Below are 24,819 nucleotides of genomic sequence, written 5' to 3' on the forward strand. Positions count from 1 at the left end.
GTGCTGCGTAATATGTTGAAGTGCATCACATTTTTACCCGCTAACTGATTAAAAAGAGAGCATAAATGCATCTGTCGATTGTGCTGGTCGCCCCAGCAAGAGCAGAAAATATAGGCGCTGCGGCGCGTGCCATGAAGACCATGGGTTTTACCGATTTGCGTATTGTGGACAGCACGGCGCACCTGGAACCCGCAACCCGTTGGGTTGCACATGGATCAGGCGATATTATCGATAATATAACGACTTACGACACGCTGGCGGATGCGCTGCACGACATTTCCTTCACCGTTGCGACCACCGCGCGCAGTCGGGCGAAGTTCCATTACTACGCGACACCTGCCGAACTGGTGCCATTGCTGGCTGAAAAAAGCGAATGGCTGACGAAAGCGGCACTGGTGTTTGGCCGCGAGGATTCGGGTTTAACCAACGAAGAGCTGGAGCTGGCCGATGTACTGACCGGGGTGCCGATGGTTGCTGATTATCCGTCGCTGAATTTAGGGCAGGCGGTGATGGTCTACTGCTATCAATTAGCATCCTTAATGCAAACCATTCCGGCTCAGATAACGGGCACCGATGAAAATCAGCTGGTGGCGTTACGCGCCCGTTTGCAGAATTTGTTAACGGCGCTGGACGTGGCCGACGATCAAAAAATGGCTGACTGGTTACACCAGCGTCTGGGGCGTCTTGAGCAGCGAGACACGGCAATGTTGCACCGTTTACTGCACGACATTGAAAAAAAATTGACCGAGTAAAATGCTGTCATACGTTTTTAGTATGGCTAAACTGACTGATATCATGGGTTGTGTCTGGGTGATTCGGATGAAAATAAATCTGCAAGCAGCGGGAGATGAGAGTGTCCCGAATTGTGATCAAATTAAAAATTCATTGACTTAAGGGGCCCGATCCTTTAACCCTAAAAGAATACAGCACAGACAGATAATAATTACAGAGTACACAACATCCATGAAACGCATCAGCATCACTACCATTACCACAACCATCATCATTACCACAGGTAACGATGCGGGCTGACGCGTACAGGAAAAACAAAAAAAAGCCCGCACCTGAACAGTGCGGGCTTTTTTTTCGGCTATAGGAAACGAGGTAATCCCATGCGAGTGTTGAAGTTCGGCGGTACATCAGTGGCAAATGCAGAACGTTTTCTGCGTGTTGCCGATATCCTGGAAAGCAACGCCAGGCAGGGGCAGGTTGCAACCGTGCTCTCTGCCCCGGCGAAAATCACGAATCACCTGGTGGCGATGATTGAAAAAACCATCGGTGGCCAGGATGCACTCCCGAACATTAGTGACGCAGAGCGGATCTTCGCCGAGCTGCTTCAGGGGCTGGCCGATGCACAGCCTGGCTTCCCGCTCGCGCAGCTGAAAGCCTTCGTCGAACATGAATTTGCCCAGATCAAACACGTCCTGCACGGTATCAGCCTGCTGGGCCAGTGCCCGGATGGCATCAATGCGGCATTGATCTGCCGCGGCGAGAAGCTCTCCATCGCCATCATGGCGGGCCTGCTGGAAGCGCGCGGTCATAACGTAACGGTTATCGACCCGGTCGAAAAACTGCTGGCAGTAGGTCATTACCTCGAATCTACTGTTGATATTGCCGAATCTACCCGCCGTATTGCCGCGAGCAAAATTCCGTCCGACCACATGATCCTGATGGCCGGTTTCACCGCCGGGAACGAGAAGGGCGAGCTGGTGGTATTGGGGCGTAACGGCTCTGACTACTCTGCTGCCGTGCTGGCGGCCTGTTTACGCGCCGACTGTTGCGAAATCTGGACTGACGTCGACGGCGTTTATACCTGCGACCCGCGCCAGGTTCCCGATGCCAGACTGCTTAAATCGATGTCGTATCAGGAAGCCATGGAGCTGTCCTACTTCGGCGCCAAAGTGCTTCACCCGCGTACCATCTCTCCGATTGCCCAGTTCCAGATCCCTTGCCTGATTAAAAATACCGGTAACCCGCAAGCGCCAGGTACGCTGATTGGTGCCAGCACCGATGAAGACGGCCTGCCGGTGAAAGGCATTTCTAATCTGAACAACATGGCGATGTTCAGCGTGTCCGGCCCGGGCATGAAAGGCATGGTTGGCATGGCGGCCCGTGTGTTCGCTGCTATGTCGCGCAATGGCATTTCCGTTGTGCTAATTACCCAATCCTCTTCCGAGTACAGCATCAGCTTCTGTGTGCCTCAGGGCGACTGCCTGCGCGCTCGTCGTGCGCTGGAAGACGAATTCTATCTGGAGCTGAAAGAAGAGTTGCTGGAGCCGCTGTCCATTCAGGAGCGTCTGGCGATCATCTCCGTGGTGGGTGATGGGATGCGAACCCTGCGCGGTATTTCTGCCAAATTCTTTGCGGCGCTGGCGCGCGCCAATATCAACATCGTGGCGATTGCTCAGGGCTCGTCTGAGCGCTCCATCTCCGTGGTGGTTGATAATGATGATGCCACCACCGGCGTTCGCGTTGTCCACCAGATGCTGTTCAACACCGACCAGGTGATTGAGCTGTTCCTGATTGGCGTGGGCGGTGTTGGCGGCGCGCTGCTGGAGCAGGTAAAGCGTCAGCAGGCCTGGCTAAAGAAGAAACATATTGATTTGCGCGTGTGCGGTATCGCGAACTCGAAAGCTCTGCTGACCAACGTCCACGGCCTGAATCTGGAAAACTGGCAGGGTGAGCTGAGTGATGCAAAAGAGCCTTTCAACCTGGGGCGTCTGATCCGCCTGGTGAAAGAGTATCACCTGCTAAACCCGGTGATTGTTGACTGTACCTCGAACCAGGCCGTAGCGGACCAATACGCTGACTTCCTGCGTGAAGGGTTCCATGTGGTCACGCCGAACAAAAAGGCCAACACCTCGTCGATGAATTACTACCATCAGCTGCGTCTGGCGGCGAGCAAGTCACGCCGTAAGTTCCTCTACGACACCAACGTGGGCGCAGGGCTGCCGGTTATCGAGAACCTGCAAAACCTGCTGAACGCCGGTGATGAGCTGCAACGTTTCTCTGGCATTCTCTCTGGCTCGTTGTCGTTTATCTTCGGTAAGCTGGATGAAGGCATGAGCCTGTCGGAAGCGACGCGTGCGGCGCGTGAGCTGGGCTACACCGAGCCGGATCCGCGCGATGATCTTTCCGGGATGGACGTGGCGCGTAAGCTGCTGATACTGGTGCGTGAAACCGGACGCGAGCTGGAACTTTCAGATATCGTGATTGAACCGGTGTTGCCGGCAGAGTTTGATGACAGCGGCGATGTCAGCACCTTTATGGCCCGTCTGCCGCAGCTTGATGACGCATTTGCTGCGCGTGTTGCGAAAGCCCGTGATGAAGGTAAGGTATTGCGCTATGTTGGCAACATCGAAGATGACGGCGTTTGCCGCGTGAAGATTGCTGAAGTGGATGGCAACGATCCGCTATTCAAAGTCAAAAACGGCGAGAACGCCCTGGCGTTTTACAGCCACTATTATCAGCCATTACCGTTGGTGCTTCGCGGTTATGGCGCGGGGAACGATGTTACAGCTGCGGGCGTGTTTGCCGACCTGCTTCGTACCCTGTCATGGAAGTTAGGAGTTTAACATGGTGAAAGTTTATGCCCCGGCTTCCAGCGCCAATATGAGCGTCGGATTTGATGTGCTGGGTGCGGCGGTAACGCCAGTTGATGGCTCGCTGCTGGGCGATACGGTGACGGTTGAGACGGCTGGCAGTTTCAGTCTGAATAACGTGGGCCGCTTTGCCAGCAAGCTTCCGGCCGACCCGCGCGAAAACATCGTTTATCAGTGCTGGGAAAGATTCTGTCAGGAGATCGGCAAAAACGTGCCGGTCACCATGACGCTGGAAAAAAGTATGCCGATTGGCTCCGGGCTGGGCTCGAGCGCGTGTTCGGTGGTGGCTGCGCTGGTGGCCATGAATGAACACTGCGGCAAACCGCTGAACAATAACCGCCTGCTGGGGTTAATGGGCGAGCTGGAAGGGCGTATTTCCGGCAGCATCCATTATGACAACGTCGCGCCGTGTTTCCTTGGCGGAATGCAGCTGATGATTGAAGAAAATGGCATCATCAGCCAGCAGGTGCCAGGGTTTGATGAATGGCTGTGGGTGCTGGCGTATCCTGGCATTAAAGTCTCGACGGCTGAAGCGCGCGCGATCCTGCCGGCACAGTATCGCCGCCAGGACTGTATCGCTCACGGGCGTCATCTGGCGGGCTTTATTCATGCCTGCTACACCCGTCAGCCGCAGCTTGCAGCAAAACTGATGAAAGATGTGATCGCCGAACCGTATCGCACCAAACTGCTGCCTGGCTTTAACGAAGCGCGCCAGGCATCGCTGGATATCGGCGCACAGGCGTGCGGGATCTCCGGCTCTGGCCCGACGCTGTTCGCATTATGCGATAACCCGGACACCGCGCAGCGCGTGGCGGACTGGCTCTCTAAACACTACCTGCAAAATCAGGAAGGCTTTGTTCATATTTGCCGTCTGGACACGGCTGGCGCACGAGTACTGGGATAAATAATGAAACTCTACAACCTTAAAGATCATAACGAGCAGGTCAGCTTCGCGCAGGCGGTAACGCAGGGCCTGGGCAAAAACCAGGGGCTGTTTTTCCCCCACGACCTGCCGGAATTCCCGCTGACCGATATCGATGAACTGCTGAAACAAGATTTTGTTACGCGCAGCGCTAAAATTCTGTCTGCGTTTATCGGCGATGAAATCCCGCAAGAATTGCTGGAAGAGCGCGTGCGTGCGGCGTTCGCCTTCCCGGCGCCGGTCAATCACGTCGAGCCTGACGTGGGCTGCCTTGAGCTGTTCCACGGCCCGACCCTGGCCTTTAAAGACTTCGGCGGCCGCTTTATGGCGCAGATGCTGACTCACATCAGCGGCGACAAACCGGTGACCATTCTGACCGCAACCTCTGGCGATACGGGCGCCGCCGTGGCCCATGCGTTTTATGGTCTGAAAAATGTCCGCGTCGTTATCCTGTATCCGAAGGGCAAAATCAGCCCGCTTCAGGAAAAACTGTTCTGTACCCTTGGCGGTAACATTGAAACGGTAGCGATTGACGGCGATTTTGATGCCTGTCAGGCGCTGGTTAAACAAGCATTTGATGATGAAGAGCTGAAAGTGGCGCTGGGTCTGAACTCGGCGAACTCCATCAACATCAGCCGCCTGCTGGCGCAGATTTGCTACTACTTTGAAGCCGTCGCGCAACTGCCGCAGGAAGCCCGTAACCAGCTGGTGATCTCTGTCCCAAGCGGTAACTTCGGCGACCTGACGGCTGGCCTGCTGGCGAAATCTCTGGGCCTGCCGGTGAAGCGCTTCATCGCTGCAACCAACGCGAACGACACCGTGCCGCGCTTCCTGAAAGACGGCAAATGGGCGCCAAACGCGACCCAGGCAACGCTTTCTAACGCCATGGACGTTAGCCAGCCAAACAACTGGCCGCGTGTGGAAGAGCTGTTCCGCCGTAAAGTGTGGCGTCTTGGCGATCTCGGTTATGCCGCGGTGACGGATGAAACCACCAAAGCCACCATGCGTGAGCTGAAAGCGTTGGGGTATACCTCTGAGCCGCACGCCGCTATCGCTTACCGCGCGCTGCGCGACCAGCTGAACCCGGGCGAATATGGTTTGTTCCTGGGGACCGCGCATCCGGCGAAGTTCAAAGAGAGCGTGGAAGAGATTCTGGGTGAAACCCTGCCGCTGCCAAAAGAGCTGGCGGATCGCGCCGACCTGCCGCTGCTGTCTCACGAGCTGCCAGCGGACTTTGCCGCGCTGCGTAAGCTAATGATGACCCGCGCGTGATTGTGTTGCCCGGTGGCGGCTACGCCTTGCCGGGCCTACAACCGCTCTGAACGTAGGCCGGGTAAGCGCAGTGCCACCCGGCTTTTTTGTGAAGAAATTAAGGAGAAAATAAGCAGTAAAAATGCAGGAATTCCCACTAAATGCGGTCGCTCAGAGATTAGGATTGCAGAGAATAACAACCCCGGTTCCCCTCACGTAATCTCCTTACATCGGCCCACGTTGGGCAAGAATAATAAGGAGTCACCTATGTCTAAACTGAAACCTGCACTCATCGCGCTTTCACTGATGCTGGTCGCTCCCATGGCGGTACAGGCAGCTGAAATCACACTCGTGCCTGCAGTAAAACTGCAAATTGGCGACCAGGATAATAACGGACACTACTGGGATGGCGGCCGCTGGCGTGACCATGACTGGTGGAAGGCTCACTACGACTGGCGTGATAACCACTGGCGCCCGCATGATGAGCATCGCGATCATGATGATCACCGCGACCGTCACGATGATCGTCATGATGACCGCCACGATGACCGTGGCCCAGGGCCAGAGTGGAAGCACCACTAATTAAAAACCCCCGCCATCTGGCGGGGGTTTGCTTTACTGCTCGTGGCGTTTAAACACCATCTCGCCTTTCCCCGACGCTTCTTCGTCAAAGAAATAACCTTCGCTGTTAAACCCGGTGAGCTGCTCAGGTTTCGTCAGACGGTTTTGAATGATAAAGCGGCTCATCAGCCCGCGCGCTTTTTTGGCGTAGAAGCTGATCACTTTAAACTTACCGTTTTTCTCATCCAGGAAGACAGGCTTGATGATTTGGGCATCCAGCTTTTTCGGCTTCACCGATTTGTAGTACTCATCGGAGGCCAGGTTGATCACGATGTTATCGCCCTGTGCGTGTAACGCCGCATTCAGTTTGTCGGTAATGATATCGCCCCAGAAATGGTACAGGTCTTTACCTTTGGCATTTTCCAGGCGGATACCCATCTCCAGGCGATACGGCTGCATCAGATCCAGCGGGCGCAGTACGCCATACAGGCCAGAGAGCATACGCAGGTGCTGCTGGGCAAAATCGAAATCGGCTTCGCTAAACTCTTCCGCCTGTAAACCGGTATAGACATCACCTTTGAAGGCCAGAAGCGCCTGGCGCGCATTGGTCGGGGTGAAATCCGGGTGCCATTCGTGAAAACGCGTGGCGTTCAGATCGGCGAGCTTGTCACTGATGCTCATCAGCGTGGCAATTTGTGGCGCAGAGAGCTTACGCGCCTCATGAATCAGCTGTTGCGAATAGTCCAGCAGTTCAGGCTGGGTATAACGCTCAGTGGCAAGAGGGCTCTGGTAATCGAGCGTTTTTGCAGGTGAAATCAGAATCAGCATATCCAGTCCTTGCAGGAAATTTAGAGCGACTTTAGCAAAAAATCGCCCTGAATTGATCGATAGCTGTTATCGCCGGGGCAAATCATCCCAGCTGCCCGGGGCGATCTGCGCTTCAATTTCGGGGTAGCGCGAAGCATCAAATACCGGCTGAATGCCAAGCTTGCGCTGGCGAAGGTAATCGCGGGCGATAAGCGTAACCACCGGAGAGAGCAGTAAGATAGCCGTCAGGTTAGTGATCGCCATCAGCGCCATAATGACATCGGCCAGCTGCCAGACCAGCGGCAGGCTGAGTAAAGAACCTGCAATCACCATCAGCACCACCCCGATACGCAACAGCCACAGAGTCCCTCGCGAGTCACGCCTGAGGAAAATGAGGTTGTTCTCGGCATAGAGGTAATTGACGACTATCGAGCTGAAGGCAAACAGGATAACAATCACCGAGACAAAACTCGCTCCCCAACTGCCAGAAAGATTCACCAGCGCCTGCTGAACCAGCTGAATGCCTGCCGTCTCAGGCGTGTGCGATATTGGGCCTGCCAGCAGCACAATCATGGCGCTGGCAGAACAAATCATAATGGTATCCGTGAACACGCCAATCATCTGCACGATGCCTTGCGCCGCGGGGTGAGGGGGCCAGGACGCGGCGGTGGCAGCGGCATTTGGCGTTGACCCCATACCGGCTTCGTTCGAGAACATTCCCCGCTGAAAGCCTGCCGTCAGCGCCTGACTAATGGTGTAACCCAGGGCGCCAGAGGCCGCTTCCCGCCAGCCGAAGGCACTCTGGAAAATGGTCGTGATCACTTTTGGCATCATGCTGAGGTGCGTAACCATCACGAACAGGCTCGCTGCGATCCACAGTAGCGCCATTATCGGCACCAGCCATTGCATCAGACGTGCAACCCCCTTCAGACCGGTGACGATGGCCAGCAAAGTGAAAATCGCCAGCGTCGCGCCGGTTAGCCACTCCGGGCACTGGAAGGCGTAACGCAGCGCATGGGCCACGGAGTTGGCCTGCACGGTGTTGAAAATCAGCCCGTAAGCGATGAGCAAAAAAACAGAAAACAGCACGCCCATCCAGCGCATTCCCAGCCCCCGGGCCATATACCATGCCGGGCCGCCGCGAAACTGGCCGCTTTTGTCTTTCTCTTTGTAGAGCTGGGCGAGGGAGCATTCGGCAAAAGAGGTCGCCATTCCGATAATCGCCGTGACCCACATCCAGAACACCGCGCCGGGGCCGCCGGCGCTAATCGCCAGCGCCACGCCCGCCAGGTTGCCACTGCCAACCCGAGCCGCAAGGCTGGTACACAGCGCCTGGAACGAGGTTAATCCTCCCGGTTGCGGGGTAATACTGTTTTTCAGACTTTTGCCAAACTTGCGAATATAGCGAAACTGGATAAAACCGCTGCGCAGCGTGAACCATATACCTGCTCCCAGTAGCAGATATATCATTATCGAACCCCAGAGGACTTCGTTGATAAATGAGAGGAAATCAGGCATTAACGTCCCTCTTGTTGATGCCAATGTGAATATGTAAGCGCTACCACTGATTGACCATGCTGTTACTTAGCACGCTGTTAATATTCAGAGTTTATCATACTATGGCTAAGCGCACTGTCTGCGGTTGCGCTACCTTTCCACCGTGTTATCATCAGAGGCAGACCGGTTACATCCCCCTAACAAGTAAACCTGTCATTTTTCCGCTGCTGGCAAGCTGTCGGTAGCGTGAATTATCCAGGGCACGTTAAAAGAGAAACACTATCATGACGGATAAATTAACCTCCCTTCGTCAGTTCACCACTGTAGTAGCTGACACCGGAGATATCGCGGCAATGAAGTTGTACCAGCCGCAGGATGCCACAACTAACCCTTCTCTGATCCTTAACGCCGCGCAGATCCCTGAGTATCGCAAACTGATCGACGACGCTGTGACCTGGGCGAAAGGCCAGAGCAACGATCGTGCGCAGCAGGTTGTGGATGCAACTGACAAACTGGCTGTAAACATCGGTCTGGAAATCCTGAAACTGGTTCCGGGTCGTATCTCTACTGAAGTTGATGCGCGTCTGTCCTACGACACCGAAGCGTCAATCGCGAAAGCAAAACGCCTGATCAAAATGTACAACGATGCTGGCATCAGCAACGACCGTATCCTGATCAAACTGGCTTCTACCTGGCAGGGCATCCGTGCTGCTGAGCAGCTGGAAAAAGACGGCATCAACTGTAACCTGACGCTGCTGTTCTCCTTCGCGCAGGCACGTGCATGTGCGGAAGCAGGCGTATATCTGATTTCTCCGTTCGTGGGCCGTATTCTGGACTGGTACAAAGCCAACACCGACAAGAAAGAGTACGCACCTGCTGAAGATCCAGGCGTGATTTCTGTGACTGAAATCTACGAATACTACAAACAGCACGGCTACGAGACTGTGGTTATGGGCGCAAGCTTCCGTAACGTCGGTGAAATCATCGAGCTGGCTGGCTGTGACCGCCTGACTATCGCACCTGCTCTGCTGAAAGAGCTGGCAGAAAGCGAAGGCGCGCTGGAGCGTAAACTGTCCTACACCGGTGAAGTGAAAGCACGCCCGGAGCGCATCACTGAGTCCGAGTTCCTGTGGCAGCACAACCAGGATCCAATGGCTGTAGACAAACTGGCGGACGGTATCCGTAAGTTTGCTGTTGACCAGGGTAAACTGGAAAAAATGATCGGCGACCTGCTGTAATCATTGCGCGTGGCCGGGCTCCCGGTCACGCTACTTCTTTTGTACCCTGTCTGAATCCCCCCTCTGCGTGTATCATTCCCTTTAATCAGTACTTTTTGAATGGAATGGATATGAATACCTTACGCATCGGCTTAGTGTCGATTTCTGACCGCGCCTCCAGCGGTGTTTATCAGGACAAAGGCATCCCTGCTCTGGAAGAGTGGCTGGGCAGTGTGCTGACCACCCCGTTTGAAATCCAGACCCGTTTAATCCCGGACGAGCAGGGGATCATTGAGCAGACGTTGTGCGAGCTGGTGGATGAAATGAGCTGCCACCTGGTGCTGACCACGGGCGGTACTGGCCCTGCGCGCCGCGACGTTACCCCGGATGCTACTCTGGCGATTGCCGACCGTGAAATGCCGGGCTTCGGTGAACAGATGCGCCAGATAAGCCTGCACTATGTGCCAACGGCGATCCTTTCGCGCCAGGTGGGCGTGATCCGCAAGCAGGCGTTGATCCTGAACCTGCCGGGCCAGCCGAAGTCGATCAAAGAGACGCTGGAAGGGGTAAAAGCAGAAGATGGCAGCGTGGTCGTGCATGGGATCTTCGCAAGTGTACCGTATTGTATACAGCTGCTGGATGGCCCTTATGTGGAAACGGATGCCAAAGTTGTAGCAGCATTTCGCCCTAAAAGTGCACGCCGCGAAACAATCTCCTGAAATTAACAAATATGTGACATTAGCTACAGCCAGGATAGCGTGCAAATAGATTTACGGTATAGTAATTTTTTCTTTACGATCGCCGTAAATCTAATTCCACTACTCTGAACACATGGCGCGCTATGTCACATAACACCCGACCTCTGAATCGACAGGATTATAAAACGCTCACCCTTGCTGCTCTTGGCGGGGCGCTGGAGTTTTATGATTTCATCATCTTTGTCTTCTTCGCCGCCGTGGTGGGGGAGCTGTTCTTCCCGGCTGATATCCCTGAGTGGCTGCGCCAGGTGCAAACCTTTGGCATTTTTGCGGCCGGGTATCTTGCGCGCCCGCTGGGCGGCATTGTGATGGCGCACTTTGGCGATCTGGTCGGGCGTAAGAAGATGTTTACGCTCAGCATTCTGCTGATGGCCGTACCGACGCTTGCCATTGGCCTGCTGCCAACCTATGCCTCGATGGGCCTCGTTGCTCCTCTGCTGCTGTTGTTGATGCGAATTCTTCAGGGAGCAGCAATTGGCGGCGAAGTGCCTGGCGCATGGGTGTTTGTGGCAGAACATGTTCCGGCGCGTCGTATCGGTATTGCCTGCGGGACCTTAACCGCAGGCCTGACCGTAGGGATACTGCTGGGTTCGGTTGTTGCGACGATTATCAACACCAGCATGACGCAGCAGGCCGTTCACGAATGGGGCTGGCGTATTCCGTTCCTGCTGGGCGGGGCCTTTGGTCTGGTGGCGATGTATCTGCGCCGCTGGTTACAGGAAACACCTATCTTCCTCGAAATGCAGCAGCGTAAAGCGCTGGCGCAGGAGCTGCCGGTGAAAGCGGTAGTGGTGCGTCATAAGAAAGCGGTTGTGGTGTCGATGCTGCTGACCTGGCTGCTGTCGGCGGGCATTGTGGTGGTGATTTTGATGTCCCCGGTCTGGCTGCAAAAACAGTACGGCTTTGCACCTGCGGTAACGCTTCAGGCGAACAGTATCGCCACTATTATGCTCTGCTTTGGCTGTCTCGCAGCCGGGCTTGCCGTTGACCGGATTGGCGCCAGCCTGACCTTTATCGTTGGCAGCCTGCTGCTGGCCGCCTCGAGCTGGGCGTTCTACCATCTTGCGGGAAGCCACCCTGAGCAGCTGTTCCTGCTGTACGGTGTGGTGGGCTTATGCGTTGGCGTCGTGGGTGCCGTGCCCTATGTGATGGTGCGTGCCTTCCCGCCGGAAGTGCGCTTCACCGGCATTTCATTCTCGTATAACGTTTCGTATGCCATCTTCGGCGGGTTAACGCCCATTGCCGTGACGGTGCTGATGGGCGTCTCGCCGATGGCACCTGCCTGGTATGTGCTGGCGCTCTCGGTGATGGGGCTGGTGTTAGGTTTCTGGCTGCGTCAGAAACCGGTTGAAGCACCGGTTCTGGCTCGCTAAGCCTGCTTTCGCTCCCTTGCCGCCCGTTTGCCCAGCACAAAGCAGACCATCGGCAGGGGAAGCGTCACGATAAGCAGCATCCACAGCAGGGTATACACGGCGTCCACACCGTCGTTTTGCAGGTTGGTGTAGAGTTTCACCGGTATTCCCTGCGGGAAGTACGCAAAAATCATCACGATGCCAAACTCGCCCACCGCACGTACCCAGGCAAGCGTGGTTGCTGACGCAAGGCCGGGCCTAAGCCCTGAACCATAACTTTGTCCATTGACCGACGTAGGTCACGCGGATGTCTTTCGCCAGCGCCACGGACGACATTTGCAGCAGCGCAACCGCTGCCAGGGCGTACTGGCGGATGCCCGGCTTTTGGTTAGTGCGAAGGGGTATAGCTCAGGACGATATTGTCATCCGGGATGTGGGTGAAGCTTGTGATGATCGCGTGGTAATCCGCCAGCGGATCAACATCCTTAAACAGCGTTGGATAGAAGATTTTGCTCAGCGTCTCAATCGCCACGATGTTGTACGGATTGTTATAGAAATGATGGTACAGCGCTCCGGTATGGCCTGCTGCTACCGCCGGAATGCTGGCAACACCCTGGCGCCCCACTAAGGCATTAAACGCCGTTGCTACGTCGCCTGCCGGTACGTTATAGCCAAACGGGATAATCGCCGTGCCTTTACCCGGGCGTTTAGAGCCGGTCATCAGGTAGTAATCCGGGTTCAGGGAGATAATTTTTTCCACGGAGATATTACCGGTAGCCCCTGGCAGCAGCTGCGAACCAATGTTCGTGCCGCCTGCGGCTTCAACAAGGCCACCCCAGCCGTTGCGTGCATGAGTGAAGCAGCAGCCGTTATCCAGCCCACCGACACCCGCGATAGGTTCGATAAAGACCAGCGGCTTTTTGCTGACGGTTGCCAGACGCTGGTGGATCTTATCCAGGCGCTGTTGATAGAAATCGATATACGCCTGCGCGCGGTCGGTCTGGCCCATGACCTTGCCCAGTAAGGCAATGCTCGGCAGGGTGTTCTGCACCGGATGCAGTTCATAGTCGACGAAGACCACCGGAATATGCAGCGCCTCAAGCTTCGCCAGAACGCCGGTCTGCACCAGCGACGGTTTAGCACGAAGCTGGGCGATCATCAGGTCAGGCTGACGGGAGATCACAGTTTCCAGATCCACATTTCCCTGGTCGGAAAACTTCATGTCGAGGATCTTTTCTGCTTCCGGCCATTTACGCTTCAGTACGTTCCAGGTTTCGGTGTCCTGTTTTTTCGGCAGGTTGTTCCACGCCACCACTTTGGCGAACGGGTTGTCGCGCTCCAGCAGGGCAAGGGTGAAGATATCGCGGCCATCCTGCAAAATGATGCGCTGCGGCTCGTGCTCAATGGTGACTGAGCGGTTATCAAGATCCTTTACCGTCACCGGCCAGTTCTGCGCCTGGGCGAGCAGTGGCGACAGCAGCAGTGCCAGACCACCTGCGGCAGCGATGATTTTTTTTAGCGTCATGTTTTCCCCGTCTTCTTTTTTCTTATGGTGTTAATCCGTCGACCACCACATGCGGTAGCCCACGGGAACAGTATTCAACCCGGCCATCCACGCCATACACGCGTGCCAGGCTGGCAGGCGTGACCACTTCGCCAGGCACGCCACTGGCAATCAGCTCGCCGCTTTTGAGCATCAGGGCGTATTCGGCGTGGCGCAGCGCAATATTGATGTCGTGGATCACCACAACGGTGACGATATTGCGTTGCCGCGTTTCCCGGGCAACGATATCCATCACATGAAACTGGTAGTTAAGATCCAGCGCGCTTAAGGGTTCATCCAGCAACAGTAAGTCCGGTTCGCGGATCAGCGACTGAGCCAGGCCTATCAGCTGTTTCTGCCCGCCAGAAAGCTGATCAAGAAAGCTCATTGCCAGATGCGCAACGCCCAGCTTGTCGAGAATGGAATAGGCTTCCTGCTCAACGTTATGGCCAGCGCTATTACTGCTCGCCCGTTTCGCCACTATCACCGACTCCAGAGCGTGAAGATGCACGCCCTGAGGTAAAGACTGCGGCAGGTAAACCACCTTTTGCGCCCGCTTTGCCGATGACTGCGTCATCAGATCTTCGCCGTTAAGCAGCAGTTTTCCCTCGGCGGGGTTTAAGTCAGCCAGTGCACGCAGCAGCGTTGATTTACCTGAGCCGTTTGGCCCCAGTAGCGCGGTGATTTTTCCGCGAGGCAGTAGTGGCGTCGTTAACCCATCAATGATTTTTTTCTTGCGATAACCCGTGTGCAGGTCGAATACGCGAAGGCCGTCGGTCATACGTTCCCCCGGTTACGAATAATGATGCTAAGGAAGAACGGCACGCCAACCAGTGAGGTCACAATGCCTACGGGGATGATGACGCCGGGAACGATGTTCTTGGAAAATACTGACGCCAGAGAGAGTACCAGCGCGCCAATCAGCATACTGCCGGGCAGGTAAAACCGGTGATCTTCACCGAACATCATGCGCGAGATATGCGGCGCGACCAGGCCAATAAAACCGACCGGCCCCACGAAGGCCACCGTTAAGGCAGAGATAATGCTGATGCGTAACAACGTCGTCATGCGCAGCTTTTTCACGTTGATACCAAAGCTGACGGCGCGATCTTCACCCAGACGCAGGGCGGTAAGCTTCCAGGCGTTTTTTAGCGACAACGGCACAATAATCACCAGCGCCACGCCCAGAATTGCGAGCTTATCCCAGGAGGCGCGGGCCAGACTGCCCATCGTCCAGAAGACCAGCCCTTGCAGGGTATCTTCGCTGGCCACAAATTGCAGGATCGAAATCAGGGCGTTAAACGTAAACACCAGCGCGATGCCAAATAACACCACGCCGGAGGTTGCCACCCGCGTCCAGCGGCTGATGCCATCGAGAATAAAACAGGCAAGCAGCGCAAAGACAAAGGCATTGGCGGGAATAAACCACTTATCGGCAATACCGGGAATACCCAGACCCAGCACAATCGCCAGCGCGGCACCAAACGACGCGGCAGACGAGACGCCAAGCGTAAACGGGCTGGCGAGCGGGTTATTCAGGATGGTTTGCATTTCTGCCCCCGCAAGCCCGAGCGCCATGCCCACCGCGATAGCCATCAGGGCAAACGGCAGGCGAATGTCCCAGACGATGACGCGTGTGCCGGCATCGGCGGCGGCGGAATTGACCAGCGTGTGCCAGAGCGTAGAAACGGAAATACCAGACGGCCCGATGGTGAAATCAAGGAGCAGTGAGCAAACAATGAGAGCGGACAGAACACCTGCCAGCGCGAAGCGTCTGACGAGAATTTTACGGTAATGTAACGCGACAGTAGTTTCGCCAGATTGATTGCTGGCGGCAAGGCTGGAATTCATCAGATAACCTTATGCAACACAACAGAATCGTTTTATCCCTCTAACGTTCCTTTACGGGTGCTGCCTGATATCCAATATCCGGGATCTGCCAGGCAACACTAATCGCAATGATAATGCTTATCAATTAAATTGGGTGATTATTCGAATTCCGTTTAATAATCGTTTCTTTTGTGATTAAGAAATCAACTTTTTTGCCAGCGTTCAAGCTGCCTGCTGGTCATGTACGCACCCGTGACAGACAGCGCGAGCGGGACTAAAAAACTATGATCCATCCTGGTAAACTCCATCATCAGCGTAATGGCCGTCACGGGCATTTGCATGGAGGCAGACAGGAACCCTGCTGCGCCGGTGAGCGCAAAACCGGCCATATCACTGCCCGGAAACAGCCTGCCCGCCACAATAAATAACAGCGAACCGAGTAGGGCGCCAATCGTCAGGCCAGGCGTCAGTAACCCCCCTTCGGCACCGCCACGTAATACCGCCCAGATAACAAAGATTTTGATGCACACAATCGCCAGCGCCAGTTGCAGCGTCACACTCCCGTCGAGGGTTAACTGCGTCGGGCCTTTGCCGTTACCGGGCAACTGTGGGAACCACATTGATAATGCGCCCAGTGCGGCAAAGGCGACCAGGCTGAAAACGGGCATTTGCCAGTTGCTGCGCACTTTACTGCGCGCCCGCTGCGTGAGGCGGCGGAAAAGAAAGGCCGCAGCCCCCATGACCGGGCCGGACAGTGCGCCCCAGAAAACCAGTGAGGTCGCGGCAAGTTCAGTGGTAAAGCGATACTGGTGTTCATCGCCAAGCCCGAGGGTGGCAATCCAGGCCGCCAGGGCTGATGTGACTAGTGCCGCAATCGCGGTGTCCCAGCTAAAGCTCACCAGCAGGACTTCAAGGGTAAATACGGCGCCCGCCAGCGGAACATTATACACCGCTGCAAGCCCGGCTCCGGCACCGCAGGCAATCATCAGCTGAATATCGGTAGGGGTAAGTCGCAGATAACGTGCCACACCGCCCGCAAAGAGTGACCCTACTTCCCGTGGCGCAACTTCTCGTCCGAGCGGGGAGCCCATCGCCACGGTGATGATTTGCAGCAGGGCGTGAATTAAGGTGGTGATGCCAGGCATGGGGTTGCCGGGATCTTTTACTGCGGCACTGATGCTCACGCGTTTTTTGCCATAGCGGCCGAGCAACCACCACCCGCACCCGGCAACGATACCCGCGCTCAGAATCACAAAAAACCGGCGCCGGGCGCTGGCATCGGTCACGCCCTGTAAAAAGGTCTGTGGGCCAGTCAGGCTGTCACGGCTGTAGCCGTAGGCCAGGTGTTGAATTTCGTGAAGCAGCAGAGCGAGGAGCATCCCGCCAAGACCTGCCAGAACTCCAGTAAGAAGAAGGGCAGCCCAGCGTTGCAGCCAGTAAGTTCGGGTTGGAAGGGTTGTCATGATGCGTTGTCTTTATGAAAGGCGGTAAGCCCATCATTTCACAACGTACTTTAACGGAAAATCAATCGGAGCGGGGATTTCGTGCCCGCGAGCGGGCACGAAAGGGGATCAGTGTTTTTCACCAATCGGCAGAACGGTACGACCAAACTGTTCGTTCAGTACTTCGCCCATTGCCAGGTAGATAGCGCTTGCGCCACACACCAGGCCAATCCAGCCCGCAACGTGAACGATGCCTTCGTTATCCACCAGGTGACCAATCGCCAGCAGGGCGAACAGCACGGTCAGGCTCAGGAAGACGAACTGGAGTGCGCGGTTAGCCTTCAGGGTGCCGAAGAACATGAACAGGGTGAATACGCCCCACAGGCCCAGATAGACGCCCAGGAAGTGCGCGTTAGCGGCATCTGCCAGGCCCATTTTAGGCATCAGCAGAATGGCGACCAGGGTCAGCCAGAAAGAACCGTAAGAGGTAAAGGCGGTTAAACCGAAGGTATTGCCTTTTTTATATTCCAGCAGGCCCGCGAAGATTTGTGCGATACCGCCGTAAAAAATGCCCATCGCCAGGATAATGCCATCCATCGGGAACATCCCGATGTTGTGCAGGTTCAGCAGGATGGTGGTCATGCCAAAACCCATCAGGCCCAGCGGAGCCGGATTAGCCAACTTAGTGTTGCCCATAAGTCCTCAAAAAAATCATCATTAATATGGTGAAATGGTTAAACCCGCGTCAATTCTCCCTGACGGGGCGCGGCATCATAATGGGCGCAATCGATGCCGTCTATGATCTAATCAGGGTGAAATTAAAAATTTTTTTATCCTTCCCCCTTGATGGATGCCGTTGCGACCCCATCTTGTAAGCAACCGCAGTGTGTGGACCTGAAAAAAATCAAATCTGGGCAGTTGAAAAAGCACGTTCTGCCCTTATTACAGGTACACAACCACATGTTGACTGAATTTTTAGTGGAGACGTTTAGATGGGTAAAATTATTGGTATCGACCTGGGTACTACCAACTCTTGTGTAGCGATTATGGATGGCACTACTGCACGCGTGCTGGAGAACGCCGAGGGCGATCGCACCACGCCTTCTATTATTGCTTATACCCAGGATGGTGAAACTCTGGTTGGTCAGCCGGCTAAACGTCAGGCAGTGACAAACCCGCAAAACACCCTGTTTGCGATTAAACGCCTGATTGGCCGCCGCTTCCAGGACGAAGAAGTACAGCGTGATGAAGCCATCATGCCGTACAAAATCATCGGTGCTGACAACGGTGATGCATGGATTGATGTTAAAGGTCAGAAAATGGCACCGCCGCAGATCTCTGCTGAAGTGCTGAAAAAAATGAAGAAAACTGCGGAAGATTACCTGGGTGAGCCAGTAACTGAAGCGGTTATCACCGTTCCTGCATACTTCAACGATGCTCAGCGTCAGGCAACCAAAGATGCTGGCCGTATCGCAGGTCTGGAAGTAAAACGTATTATCAACGAACCAACCGCAGCGGCACTGGCCTACGGTCTGGATAAAGAAGTTGGCAACCGTACTATCGCGGTTTACGACCTGGGTGGTGGTACCTTCGATATCTCTATTATCGAAATCGACGAAGTTGACGGCGAAAAAACCTTTGAAGTTCTGGCAACCAATGGTGATACCCACCTGGGTGGTGAAGACTTCGATAGCCGTATGATCAACTACCTCGTTGACGAGTTTAAGAAAGATCAGGGCATTGACCTGCGTAACGACCCGCTGGCAATGCAGCGCCTGAAAGAAGCCGCTGAGAAAGCGAAGATCGAACTGTCTTCCGCTCAGCAGACCGACGTGAACCTGCCGTACATCACCGCAGACGCGACCGGTCCAAAACACATGAACATCAAAGTGACTCGTGCGAAACTGGAAAGCCTGGTAGAAGACCTGGTGAACCGTTCTATCGATCCACTGAAAGTTGCACTGCAAGATGCTGGCCTGTCTGTGTCCGACATCCAGGACGTTATCCTGGTCGGTGGCCAGACGCGTATGCCAATGGTTCAGAAGAAAGTGGCTGAGTTCTTTGGTAAAGAGCCACGTAAAGACGTTAACCCGGACGAAGCTGTTGCTATCGGTGCAGCGGTTCAGGGCGGCGTGCTGACCGGTGAAGTTAAAGACGTACTGCTGCTGGACGTTACCCCGCTGTCTCTGGGTATCGAAACCATGGGCGGTGTGATGACTGCGCTCATCAACAAAAACACCACCATCCCAACGAAACACAGCCAGGTGTTCTCTACCGCTGAAGACAACCAGTCTGCGGTAACCATCCATGTGATTCAGGGTGAGCGTAAGCGTGCGTCTGATAACAAGTCTCTGGGTCAGTTCAACCTGGACGGTATCAGCCCGGCACCACGCGGAATGCCGCAGATCGAAGTGACCTTCGATATCGATGCTGACGGTATCCTGCACGTGTCTGCCAAAGACAAAAACAGCGGTAAAGAGCAGAAGATCACCATCAAGGCATCTTCTGGCCTGAACGAAGCAGAAATCGAAAAAATGGTTCGCGATGCTGAAGCTAACGCTGAATCCGACCGTAAGTTCGAAGAGCTGGTTCAGACCCGTAACCAGGGTGACCATCTGCTGCACAGCACCCGTAAGCAGGTTGAAGAAGCAGGCGATAAACTGCCAGCGGAAGACAAAACTGCTATCGACGCTGCACTGAGCGCGCTGGAAACTTCCCTGAAAGGTGAAGACAAAGCGGACATCGAAGCGAAGATGCAGGAGCTGGCACAGGCTTCTCAGAAGCTGATGGAAATCGCACAGCAGCAGCACGCGCAACAGCAGGCAGGTGCTGATGCTTCTGCGAACAACGCGAAAGACGACGACGTTGTCGATGCTGAGTTCGAAGAAGTGAAAGACAAAAAATAATCGCCCTTTGAACGGGTAATTACTGGCACGGGCGAAGAGGTTTCCTCTCCGCCCGTGCACGCATGTTAGGGGCAGATAAATAAAGATGGCAAAGCAAGACTATTACGAGATTTTAGGCGTTTCCAAAACAGCGGAAGAGCGTGAAATCAAAAAGGCGTATAAGCGTCTGGCCATGAAATATCACCCGGATCGCAATCAGGGTGATAAAGAGGCTGAAGCCAAATTTAAAGAGATCAAAGAAGCCTACGAAATCCTGACCGATGCACAAAAACGTGCGGCCTACGATCAGTACGGTCACGCAGCCTTTGAACAGGGCGGCATGGGCGGCGGTGGATTCGGTGGCGGCGGCTTTGGCGGCGGCGCTGATTTCAGCGATATCTTCGGCGACGTATTCGGCGACATCTTTGGTGGCGGTCGTGGTCGTCAACGCGCGGCCCGCGGTGCGGATCTGCGCTACAACATGGATCTGACGCTGGAAGAAGCGGTCCGTGGTGTCACCAAAGAGATCCGTATCCCGACGCTGGAAGAGTGTGACATTTGCCACGGTAGCGGCGCGAAGGCGGGAACTCAGCCACAGACCTGTCCAACCTGTCACGGCTCCGGCCAGGTACAGATGCGTCAGGGCTTCTTCGCGGTACAGCAGGCCTGTCCACACTGTCATGGTCGCGGTACGCTGATTAAAGATCCGTGCAACAAGTGTCATGGCCACGGTCGCGTAGAGAAAACCAAAACCCTGTCCGTTAAAATCCCTGCCGGTGTTGATACGGGCGACCGTATTCGTCTGACCGGTGAAGGTGAAGCGGGCGAGCACGGTGCACCAGCAGGCGATCTGTACGTTCAGGTCCAGGTGAAACAGCACGCCATCTTTGAGCGTGAAGGGAACAACCTGTACTGTGAAGTGCCGATCAACTTTGCGATGGCAGCACTCGGTGGTGAAATCGAAGTGCCTACGCTTGATGGTCGTGTGAACCTGAAAGTGCCTGGTGAGACGCAGACCGGCAAATTGTTCCGGATGCGCGGCAAAGGTGTGAAATCGGTTCGCGGTGGGGCTCAGGGCGACCTGCTGTGCCGCGTGGTGGTAGAAACACCGGTCGGGCTGAACGACAAGCAGAAACAGTTGCTGAAAGAGTTGCAGGAAAGCTTTGGCGGCCCAACGGGTGAGAAAAACAGCCCACGCTCCAAAAGCTTCTTCGATGGCGTCAAAAAGTTCTTCGATGATTTGACCCGCTAACACTCGACAGTAGCGCGACATTCTAAAAAGCCCGGAAGCGATTCCGGGCTTTTTTTATTTGTGGGTATATTTCGGTAAAAGCGAATATATACTCAATATTAATCTGTTTTTGCCGAGTTGTTGGGCTTGGTATTATGGTTTTATCGAGGTATTGTTGTAAAAGAGAGAACTTAAGTGAAATTACTGCACCGTTTCTTTAGCAATGAGGCGTCTGGCGGCATCATTTTGATTATTGCCGCTGTGGCGGCCATGGTGTTGGCCAACCTGGGGGCAACACGCGAGCTCTATCATGCATTTCTGGAGACGCCGGTCGAGTTACGGGTCGGCGTTCTGGAAATTAATAAAAACATGCTGCTGTGGATCAACGATGCACTGATGGCGGTGTTTTTCCTGCTGGTTGGGTTAGAGGTTAAACGTGAGCTGGTACTCGGCTCGCTGGCCAGCCGTCAGCGCGCGGCGTTCCCGGTGATTGCAGCGCTGGGCGGGATGGTTATTCCTGCGCTGCTGTTCCTGGCGTTTACCTGGCAAGATCCAGTGGCGCGCCACGGATGGGCGATCCCGGCCGCAACGGATATCGCCTTTGCGCTTGGCGTGCTGGCGCTACTGGGCAGCCGCGTTCCCGTGGCACTGAAAATATTCCTGATGGCGCTGGCGATTATAGATGATCTCGGTGCCATCGTGATTATCGCGCTGTTCTATACCAGCGAACTGTCGATTCTGTCGCTGAGTGTGGCCGCAGGGGCCATTGCGGTACTGGCGTTGCTGAATATCTGCAACGTGCGCCGTATCGGCATCTATGTGCTGGTGGGAATGGTGCTATGGACGGCGGTTCTGAAATCCGGCGTGCACGCCACACTGGCGGGGGTGATTGTCGGCTTCCTGGTGCCGCTGAAGGCGCAGGATGGCAAGTCACCGGCAAAGCAGCTGGAGCATGTGCTTCACCCGTGGGTCGCCTTTATGATCCTGCCGCTGTTTGCGTTTGCTAACGCCGGCGTTTCTCTGGAAGGGGTCACGCTGGATGGATTGACCTCTATGCTTCCACTCGGGGTGATTGCCGGGCTGTTTATCGGTAAGCCGCTGGGGATCAGCCTGTTCTGCTGGCTGGCACTGAAGCTGAAGCTGGCGTCATTGCCGCAAGGTACGACGTTTAAGCAGATCATGGCGGTGGGCGTCTTGTGTGGGATTGGCTTTACGATGTCTATCTTTATCTCGACGCTGGCCTTCGGGGCACATGCGCCTGAGCTCATCATCTGGGCAAAACTGGGCATCCTGATTGGATCATTACTGGCTGCGGTTATCGGTTATACCTTGTTGAAGGTGAAATTGCCCGGACAGGTTGTTCAGGCATAACAGGAAACCGGGAGAAGGGGAGCCTTCTCCCGATACACTATCAGGGAGAGAAGACGCGATGTCTCATATCAACTACAACCATCTTTACTATTTCTGGCACGTCTACAAAGAGGGCTCGGTGGTCGGCGCGGCAGAGGCGCTGTATCTGACGCCACAGACCATTACCGGGCAGATCAAAGCGCTGGAAGAGCGTTTACAGGGCAAGCTGTTTAAGCGGAAAGGTCGCGGTATCGAGCCAAGTGAACTGGGCGAGCTGGTTTTTCGCTACGCCGACAAGATGTTCACCTTAAGCCAGGAGATGCTGGATATCGTCAACTACCGCAAAGAGTCGAATCTGCTCTTTGATGTCGGTGTGGCGGATGCCCTGTCAAAACGGCTGGTGAGCGGCGTGCTGGATGCCGTGGTGGTGGAAGATGAACAGATCCACCTGCGCTGCTTTGAGTCCACCCACGAGATGCTGCTGGAGCAGTTGAGCCAGCATAAGCTGGATATGATTATTTCGGATTGCCCGATCGATTCAACCCAGCAGGAAGGGTTGTTCTCGGTGAAGATTGGCGAATGCGGCGTGAGCTTCTGGTGCATCAACCCACCACCGGAAAAGCCGTTCCCGGCCTGTCTGGAAGAGCGTCGTTTGCTGGTGCCAGGCAGACGTTCCATGCTCGGACGTAAGCTGCAAAACTGGTTTAACTCCCAGGGTCTGAACGTGGAGATCCTCGGTGAGTTCGATGATGCCGCACTGATGAAAGCCTTTGGCGAAGCGCATAACGCCATCTTCGTTGCGCCAACGCTTTATGCGCACGATCTCTATTCGGATAACAAGATTACGGAGATTGGCAGGGTGGATAACGTGATGGAAGAGTATCACGCAATCTTTGCTGAAAGGATGATCCAGCACCCGGCGGTGCAGCGTATCTGTAACCGGGACTACTCGGCGCTGTTTACGCCACCGGCAATCTGAAGATATAAAAAAACCCGCGTTAAGCGGGTTCTTTAAACAAGCAACAACAAGCGGCGATTAAGCCAGTTTGTTGATCTGCGCGGTCAGGTTTGCTTTATGACGCGCTGCTTTGTTTTTGTGGATCAGACCTTTAGCAGCCTGACGATCCACGATTGGTTGCATTTCGTTAAATGCGTTCTGCGCTGCAGCTTTGTCGCCAGCTTCGATTGCTGCGTATACTTTCTTGATGAAAGTACGCATCATAGAGCGACGGCTTGCGTTGTGCTTACGAGCCTTTTCAGACTGTACAGCACGTTTCTTAGCTGATTTGATATTAGCCAAGTCCAACTCCCAAATATGATCTATGTGGACAATTCAAAGGCCGAGGAATATGCCCTCTTTGCCTTCTTTTGTCAATGGATTTGTGCAAATAAGCGCCGTTAATGAGCGACGCTACGTTACGTAGTGATGGCGCAGGATTCTACCAGCTTGTCTGTCGTGAATACAGCTTTTCGGCACAAAAATCGCAGTTCGCGGGCAGATTTTTTCACTCCGAAAGGTCAGCCTGATGAAATCATTACGGCTTTCTGTTTTGTGTGAACAATCGTCGGTTAACCTTAACCGCTGTACAAGGTATACTTTGGCGATTTTCACTGTTTTGAGCCAGTCATGAAGCTGATACGCGGCATACATAATCTCAGTAAAGCCCCGCACGGGTGCGTTCTGACCATTGGTAATTTCGACGGCGTGCATCGTGGGCATCAGGCGCTGTTACAAGGATTGCGTAAAGAGGGGGAGGCGCGTGGCCTGCCCGTTGTGGTGATGATTTTTGAGCCACAACCGCTGGAGCTGTTTGCGGGCGAGAAGTCGCCTGCGCGCCTGACCCGGCTACGCGAGAAATTGCGCTACCTTGCCGAGTGCGGCGTGGACTACGTGCTGTGTGTACGATTCGATCGTCGCTTTGCAGCGCTGACAGCACAAAATTTTGTCGGCGAGCTGTTAGTCAAGCGTCTTGGCGTGCAGTTTCTCGCAGTCGGTGATGATTTCCGCTTTGGCGCTGGCCGTCAGGGCGATTTCTTGTTATTACAGAAGGCTGGCCTGGAGTACGGTTTTGACGTCACCAGCGCCATGACCTTCTGCGAAGGTGGGGTTCGCGTCAGCAGCACGGCGGTGCGCCAGGCGCTGGCGGATGATGAACTGGAGACGGCAGAAAACCTGCTTGGGCACCCCTTCACCATTTCCGGGCGCGTGGTACATGGCGATGCTCTGGGCCGCACTATTGGTTTCCCGACGGCGAATATCCCGCTACGTCGTCAGGTTTCCCCGGTAAAAGGGGTCTATGCGGTGGAAGTGACCGGACTGGGCGAAAAGCCTTATTTCGGTGTGGCCAACATTGGCACACGTCCAACGGTTGCCGGCGTGCGACAGCAGCTTGAAGTGCACCTGCTGGACGTTGTAATGGACCTCTACGGTCGCCATATAGATGTAATACTGCGTAAAAAGATACGCAACGAGCAGCGATTTGGTTCGCTGGATGAACTTAAGGCGCAAATCGCGCGAGATGAATTAACGGCCCGCGAGTTTTTTGGGCTTTGAACCCGGCTTAAATGCCT

General features: G+C 54.8%; 22 protein-coding genes, 2 pseudogenes and 1 other annotated feature. Of the genes and pseudogenes, 15 read left to right on the top strand and 9 right to left on the bottom strand.

Annotated features, from left to right (window positions below; translation table 11 throughout):
- Window positions 1-65 precede the first annotated feature (65 nt).
- The 6 genes from N1249_RS03235 (at window position 66) to N1249_RS03260 (ending at window position 6,357) form a co-directional block, all read left to right on the top strand.
- Window positions 66-752 carry a tRNA/rRNA methyltransferase gene (locus tag N1249_RS03235; RefSeq protein ID WP_259834532.1) on the top strand — a complete coding sequence of 229 codons (687 nt, stop codon included), beginning with the start codon at window positions 66-68 and terminating at the stop codon, window positions 750-752.
- A gap of 211 nt (window positions 753-963) precedes the next feature.
- Window positions 964-1,032: a thr operon leader peptide gene (thrL, locus tag N1249_RS03240; RefSeq protein ID WP_015572623.1), complete on the top strand. Its 69-nt coding sequence runs from the start codon at window positions 964-966 to the stop codon at window positions 1,030-1,032.
- Window positions 971-1,088, top strand: a sequence feature (Thr leader region). It overlaps the preceding gene by 62 nt.
- A gap of 24 nt (window positions 1,089-1,112) precedes the next feature.
- On the top strand, window positions 1,113-3,575 hold the full coding sequence (thrA, locus tag N1249_RS03245; RefSeq protein ID WP_259834534.1) for a bifunctional aspartate kinase/homoserine dehydrogenase I: 2,463 nt from the start codon (window positions 1,113-1,115) through the stop codon (window positions 3,573-3,575).
- A 1-nt stretch (window position 3,576) separates the two neighbouring features.
- Window positions 3,577-4,506 (top strand): homoserine kinase, encoded by a 930-nt coding sequence (thrB, locus tag N1249_RS03250; RefSeq protein WP_259834536.1) that lies wholly within the window; start codon window positions 3,577-3,579, stop codon window positions 4,504-4,506.
- Between the two features lie 3 nt (window positions 4,507-4,509).
- A complete protein-coding gene (thrC, locus tag N1249_RS03255; RefSeq protein ID WP_259834538.1) occupies window positions 4,510-5,796 on the top strand; it encodes a threonine synthase in 1,287 nt (428 codons plus the stop codon).
- 246 nt (window positions 5,797-6,042) lie between these two features.
- A complete protein-coding gene (locus N1249_RS03260; RefSeq protein WP_014068828.1) occupies window positions 6,043-6,357 on the top strand; it encodes a DUF2502 domain-containing protein in 315 nt (104 codons plus the stop codon).
- A 33-nt stretch (window positions 6,358-6,390) separates the two neighbouring features.
- Here the strand turns inward: N1249_RS03260 and yaaA are convergent, their stop codons facing one another.
- Window positions 6,391-7,164, bottom strand: a complete 774-nt coding sequence (yaaA, locus tag N1249_RS03265; RefSeq protein ID WP_014068829.1) for a peroxide stress protein YaaA — start codon at window positions 7,162-7,164, stop codon at window positions 6,391-6,393.
- A gap of 66 nt (window positions 7,165-7,230) precedes the next feature.
- Complete coding sequence (locus N1249_RS03270) at window positions 7,231-8,661, bottom strand: sodium:alanine symporter family protein (protein ID WP_259834540.1); 1,431 nt, start codon at window positions 8,659-8,661, stop codon at window positions 7,231-7,233.
- A 263-nt stretch (window positions 8,662-8,924) separates the two neighbouring features.
- On the opposite strand from N1249_RS03270, the gene tal reads away from it, so the two are divergent.
- From tal to N1249_RS03285, 3 genes are all read left to right on the top strand, one after another.
- On the top strand, window positions 8,925-9,878 hold the full coding sequence (gene tal, locus N1249_RS03275) for a transaldolase (protein ID WP_259834543.1): 954 nt from the start codon (window positions 8,925-8,927) through the stop codon (window positions 9,876-9,878).
- A gap of 110 nt (window positions 9,879-9,988) precedes the next feature.
- Window positions 9,989-10,576 carry a molybdopterin adenylyltransferase gene (mog, locus tag N1249_RS03280; protein WP_259834547.1) on the top strand — a complete coding sequence of 196 codons (588 nt, stop codon included), beginning with the start codon at window positions 9,989-9,991 and terminating at the stop codon, window positions 10,574-10,576.
- Between the two features lie 122 nt (window positions 10,577-10,698).
- Window positions 10,699-11,988: an MFS transporter gene (locus tag N1249_RS03285; RefSeq protein WP_259834549.1), complete on the top strand. Its 1,290-nt coding sequence runs from the start codon at window positions 10,699-10,701 to the stop codon at window positions 11,986-11,988.
- On the opposite strand, the pseudogene N1249_RS03290 reads toward N1249_RS03285, so the two are convergent.
- The 6 genes and pseudogenes from N1249_RS03290 to satP all read right to left on the bottom strand — a co-directional run.
- Window positions 11,985-12,224, bottom strand: a pseudogene (locus N1249_RS03290) (sulfate ABC transporter permease); the annotation flags it as partial. The gene N1249_RS03285 and the pseudogene N1249_RS03290 sit on opposite strands and share 4 nt — an antisense overlap.
- A gap of 131 nt (window positions 12,225-12,355) precedes the next feature.
- Window positions 12,356-13,492 carry an ABC transporter substrate-binding protein gene (locus N1249_RS03295; protein ID WP_259834550.1) on the bottom strand — a complete coding sequence of 379 codons (1,137 nt, stop codon included), beginning with the start codon at window positions 13,490-13,492 and terminating at the stop codon, window positions 12,356-12,358.
- A gap of 22 nt (window positions 13,493-13,514) precedes the next feature.
- The gene (locus N1249_RS03300; protein ID WP_259834552.1) at window positions 13,515-14,291 is read right to left on the bottom strand and encodes an ABC transporter ATP-binding protein; all 777 of its coding nucleotides are present in this window, start codon (window positions 14,289-14,291) and stop codon (window positions 13,515-13,517) included.
- The gene (locus N1249_RS03305; protein ID WP_259834554.1) at window positions 14,288-15,361 is read right to left on the bottom strand and encodes an iron ABC transporter permease; all 1,074 of its coding nucleotides are present in this window, start codon (window positions 15,359-15,361) and stop codon (window positions 14,288-14,290) included. Before N1249_RS03305 ends, N1249_RS03300 begins: the two co-directional genes overlap by 4 nt.
- Before the next feature lie 182 nt (window positions 15,362-15,543).
- Window positions 15,544-16,803, bottom strand: a complete 1,260-nt coding sequence (locus N1249_RS03310; protein WP_259834556.1) for a chloride channel protein — start codon at window positions 16,801-16,803, stop codon at window positions 15,544-15,546.
- A gap of 108 nt (window positions 16,804-16,911) precedes the next feature.
- Window positions 16,912-17,478 (bottom strand): acetate uptake transporter, encoded by a 567-nt coding sequence (satP, locus tag N1249_RS03315; protein WP_166717845.1) that lies wholly within the window; start codon window positions 17,476-17,478, stop codon window positions 16,912-16,914.
- Window positions 17,479-17,774: 296 nt separating this feature from the next.
- On the opposite strand from satP, the gene dnaK reads away from it, so the two are divergent.
- The 4 genes from dnaK to nhaR all read left to right on the top strand — a co-directional run bounded on the left by dnaK (window position 17,775) and on the right by nhaR (window position 23,227).
- Window positions 17,775-19,688, top strand: a complete 1,914-nt coding sequence (gene dnaK / locus N1249_RS03320) for a molecular chaperone DnaK (RefSeq protein ID WP_014068841.1) — start codon at window positions 17,775-17,777, stop codon at window positions 19,686-19,688.
- Window positions 19,689-19,773: 85 nt separating this feature from the next.
- Complete coding sequence (gene dnaJ, locus N1249_RS03325; RefSeq protein ID WP_014068842.1) at window positions 19,774-20,919, top strand: molecular chaperone DnaJ; 1,146 nt, start codon at window positions 19,774-19,776, stop codon at window positions 20,917-20,919.
- Between the two features lie 174 nt (window positions 20,920-21,093).
- Entirely contained in the window at window positions 21,094-22,269 is a 1,176-nt protein-coding gene (nhaA, locus tag N1249_RS03330; RefSeq protein ID WP_259834560.1) for a Na+/H+ antiporter NhaA, read from the top strand.
- A gap of 58 nt (window positions 22,270-22,327) precedes the next feature.
- The gene (gene nhaR / locus N1249_RS03335) at window positions 22,328-23,227 is read left to right on the top strand and encodes a transcriptional activator NhaR (RefSeq protein ID WP_259834562.1); all 900 of its coding nucleotides are present in this window, start codon (window positions 22,328-22,330) and stop codon (window positions 23,225-23,227) included.
- Window positions 23,228-23,284: 57 nt separating this feature from the next.
- On the opposite strand, the gene rpsT is transcribed toward nhaR, so the two are convergent.
- Window positions 23,285-23,548, bottom strand: coding sequence for a 30S ribosomal protein S20 (gene rpsT / locus N1249_RS03340; protein WP_003856458.1), 264 nt, complete (start codon window positions 23,546-23,548; stop codon window positions 23,285-23,287).
- 101 nt (window positions 23,549-23,649) lie between these two features.
- Here rpsT and N1249_RS03345 point away from each other — a divergent pair.
- Together N1249_RS03345 and ribF are read left to right on the top strand one after the other, a co-directional pair.
- Window positions 23,650-23,868 (top strand): annotated as a pseudogene (locus N1249_RS03345) (DUF2575 domain-containing protein).
- Window positions 23,869-23,875: 7 nt separating this feature from the next.
- Window positions 23,876-24,802 carry a bifunctional riboflavin kinase/FAD synthetase gene (ribF, locus tag N1249_RS03350; protein ID WP_259834564.1) on the top strand — a complete coding sequence of 309 codons (927 nt, stop codon included), beginning with the start codon at window positions 23,876-23,878 and terminating at the stop codon, window positions 24,800-24,802.
- Window positions 24,803-24,819: the final 17 nt, after the last annotated feature.

It is taken from the genome of Enterobacter sp. CP102 (assembly GCF_025152625.1).
Classification (GTDB): domain Bacteria; phylum Pseudomonadota; class Gammaproteobacteria; order Enterobacterales; family Enterobacteriaceae; genus Enterobacter; species Enterobacter soli.

What these genes read in the sequence shown, in the direction of transcription:
- N1249_RS03235 (WP_259834532.1), top strand. Translation starts at nt 66, where the DNA reads ATGCATCTGTCGATTGTGCTGGTCGCCCCAGCAAGAGCAGAAAATATA.
- thrA (WP_259834534.1), top strand. Translation starts at nt 1,113, where the DNA reads ATGCGAGTGTTGAAGTTCGGCGGTACATCAGTGGCAAATGCAGAACGT.
- thrB (WP_259834536.1), top strand. Translation starts at nt 3,577, where the DNA reads ATGGTGAAAGTTTATGCCCCGGCTTCCAGCGCCAATATGAGCGTCGGA.
- thrC (WP_259834538.1), top strand. Translation starts at nt 4,510, where the DNA reads ATGAAACTCTACAACCTTAAAGATCATAACGAGCAGGTCAGCTTCGCG.
- N1249_RS03260 (WP_014068828.1), top strand. Translation starts at nt 6,043, where the DNA reads ATGTCTAAACTGAAACCTGCACTCATCGCGCTTTCACTGATGCTGGTC.
- yaaA (WP_014068829.1), bottom strand. Translation starts at nt 7,164, where the DNA reads ATGCTGATTCTGATTTCACCTGCAAAAACGCTCGATTACCAGAGCCCT.
- N1249_RS03270 (WP_259834540.1), bottom strand. Translation starts at nt 8,661, where the DNA reads ATGCCTGATTTCCTCTCATTTATCAACGAAGTCCTCTGGGGTTCGATA.
- tal (WP_259834543.1), top strand. Translation starts at nt 8,925, where the DNA reads ATGACGGATAAATTAACCTCCCTTCGTCAGTTCACCACTGTAGTAGCT.
- mog (WP_259834547.1), top strand. Translation starts at nt 9,989, where the DNA reads ATGAATACCTTACGCATCGGCTTAGTGTCGATTTCTGACCGCGCCTCC.
- N1249_RS03285 (WP_259834549.1), top strand. Translation starts at nt 10,699, where the DNA reads ATGTCACATAACACCCGACCTCTGAATCGACAGGATTATAAAACGCTC.
- N1249_RS03295 (WP_259834550.1), bottom strand. Translation starts at nt 13,492, where the DNA reads ATGACGCTAAAAAAAATCATCGCTGCCGCAGGTGGTCTGGCACTGCTG.
- N1249_RS03300 (WP_259834552.1), bottom strand. Translation starts at nt 14,291, where the DNA reads ATGACCGACGGCCTTCGCGTATTCGACCTGCACACGGGTTATCGCAAG.
- N1249_RS03305 (WP_259834554.1), bottom strand. Translation starts at nt 15,361, where the DNA reads ATGAATTCCAGCCTTGCCGCCAGCAATCAATCTGGCGAAACTACTGTC.
- N1249_RS03310 (WP_259834556.1), bottom strand. Translation starts at nt 16,803, where the DNA reads ATGACAACCCTTCCAACCCGAACTTACTGGCTGCAACGCTGGGCTGCC.
- satP (WP_166717845.1), bottom strand. Translation starts at nt 17,478, where the DNA reads ATGGGCAACACTAAGTTGGCTAATCCGGCTCCGCTGGGCCTGATGGGT.
- dnaK (WP_014068841.1), top strand. Translation starts at nt 17,775, where the DNA reads ATGGGTAAAATTATTGGTATCGACCTGGGTACTACCAACTCTTGTGTA.
- dnaJ (WP_014068842.1), top strand. Translation starts at nt 19,774, where the DNA reads ATGGCAAAGCAAGACTATTACGAGATTTTAGGCGTTTCCAAAACAGCG.
- nhaR (WP_259834562.1), top strand. Translation starts at nt 22,328, where the DNA reads ATGTCTCATATCAACTACAACCATCTTTACTATTTCTGGCACGTCTAC.
- ribF (WP_259834564.1), top strand. Translation starts at nt 23,876, where the DNA reads ATGAAGCTGATACGCGGCATACATAATCTCAGTAAAGCCCCGCACGGG.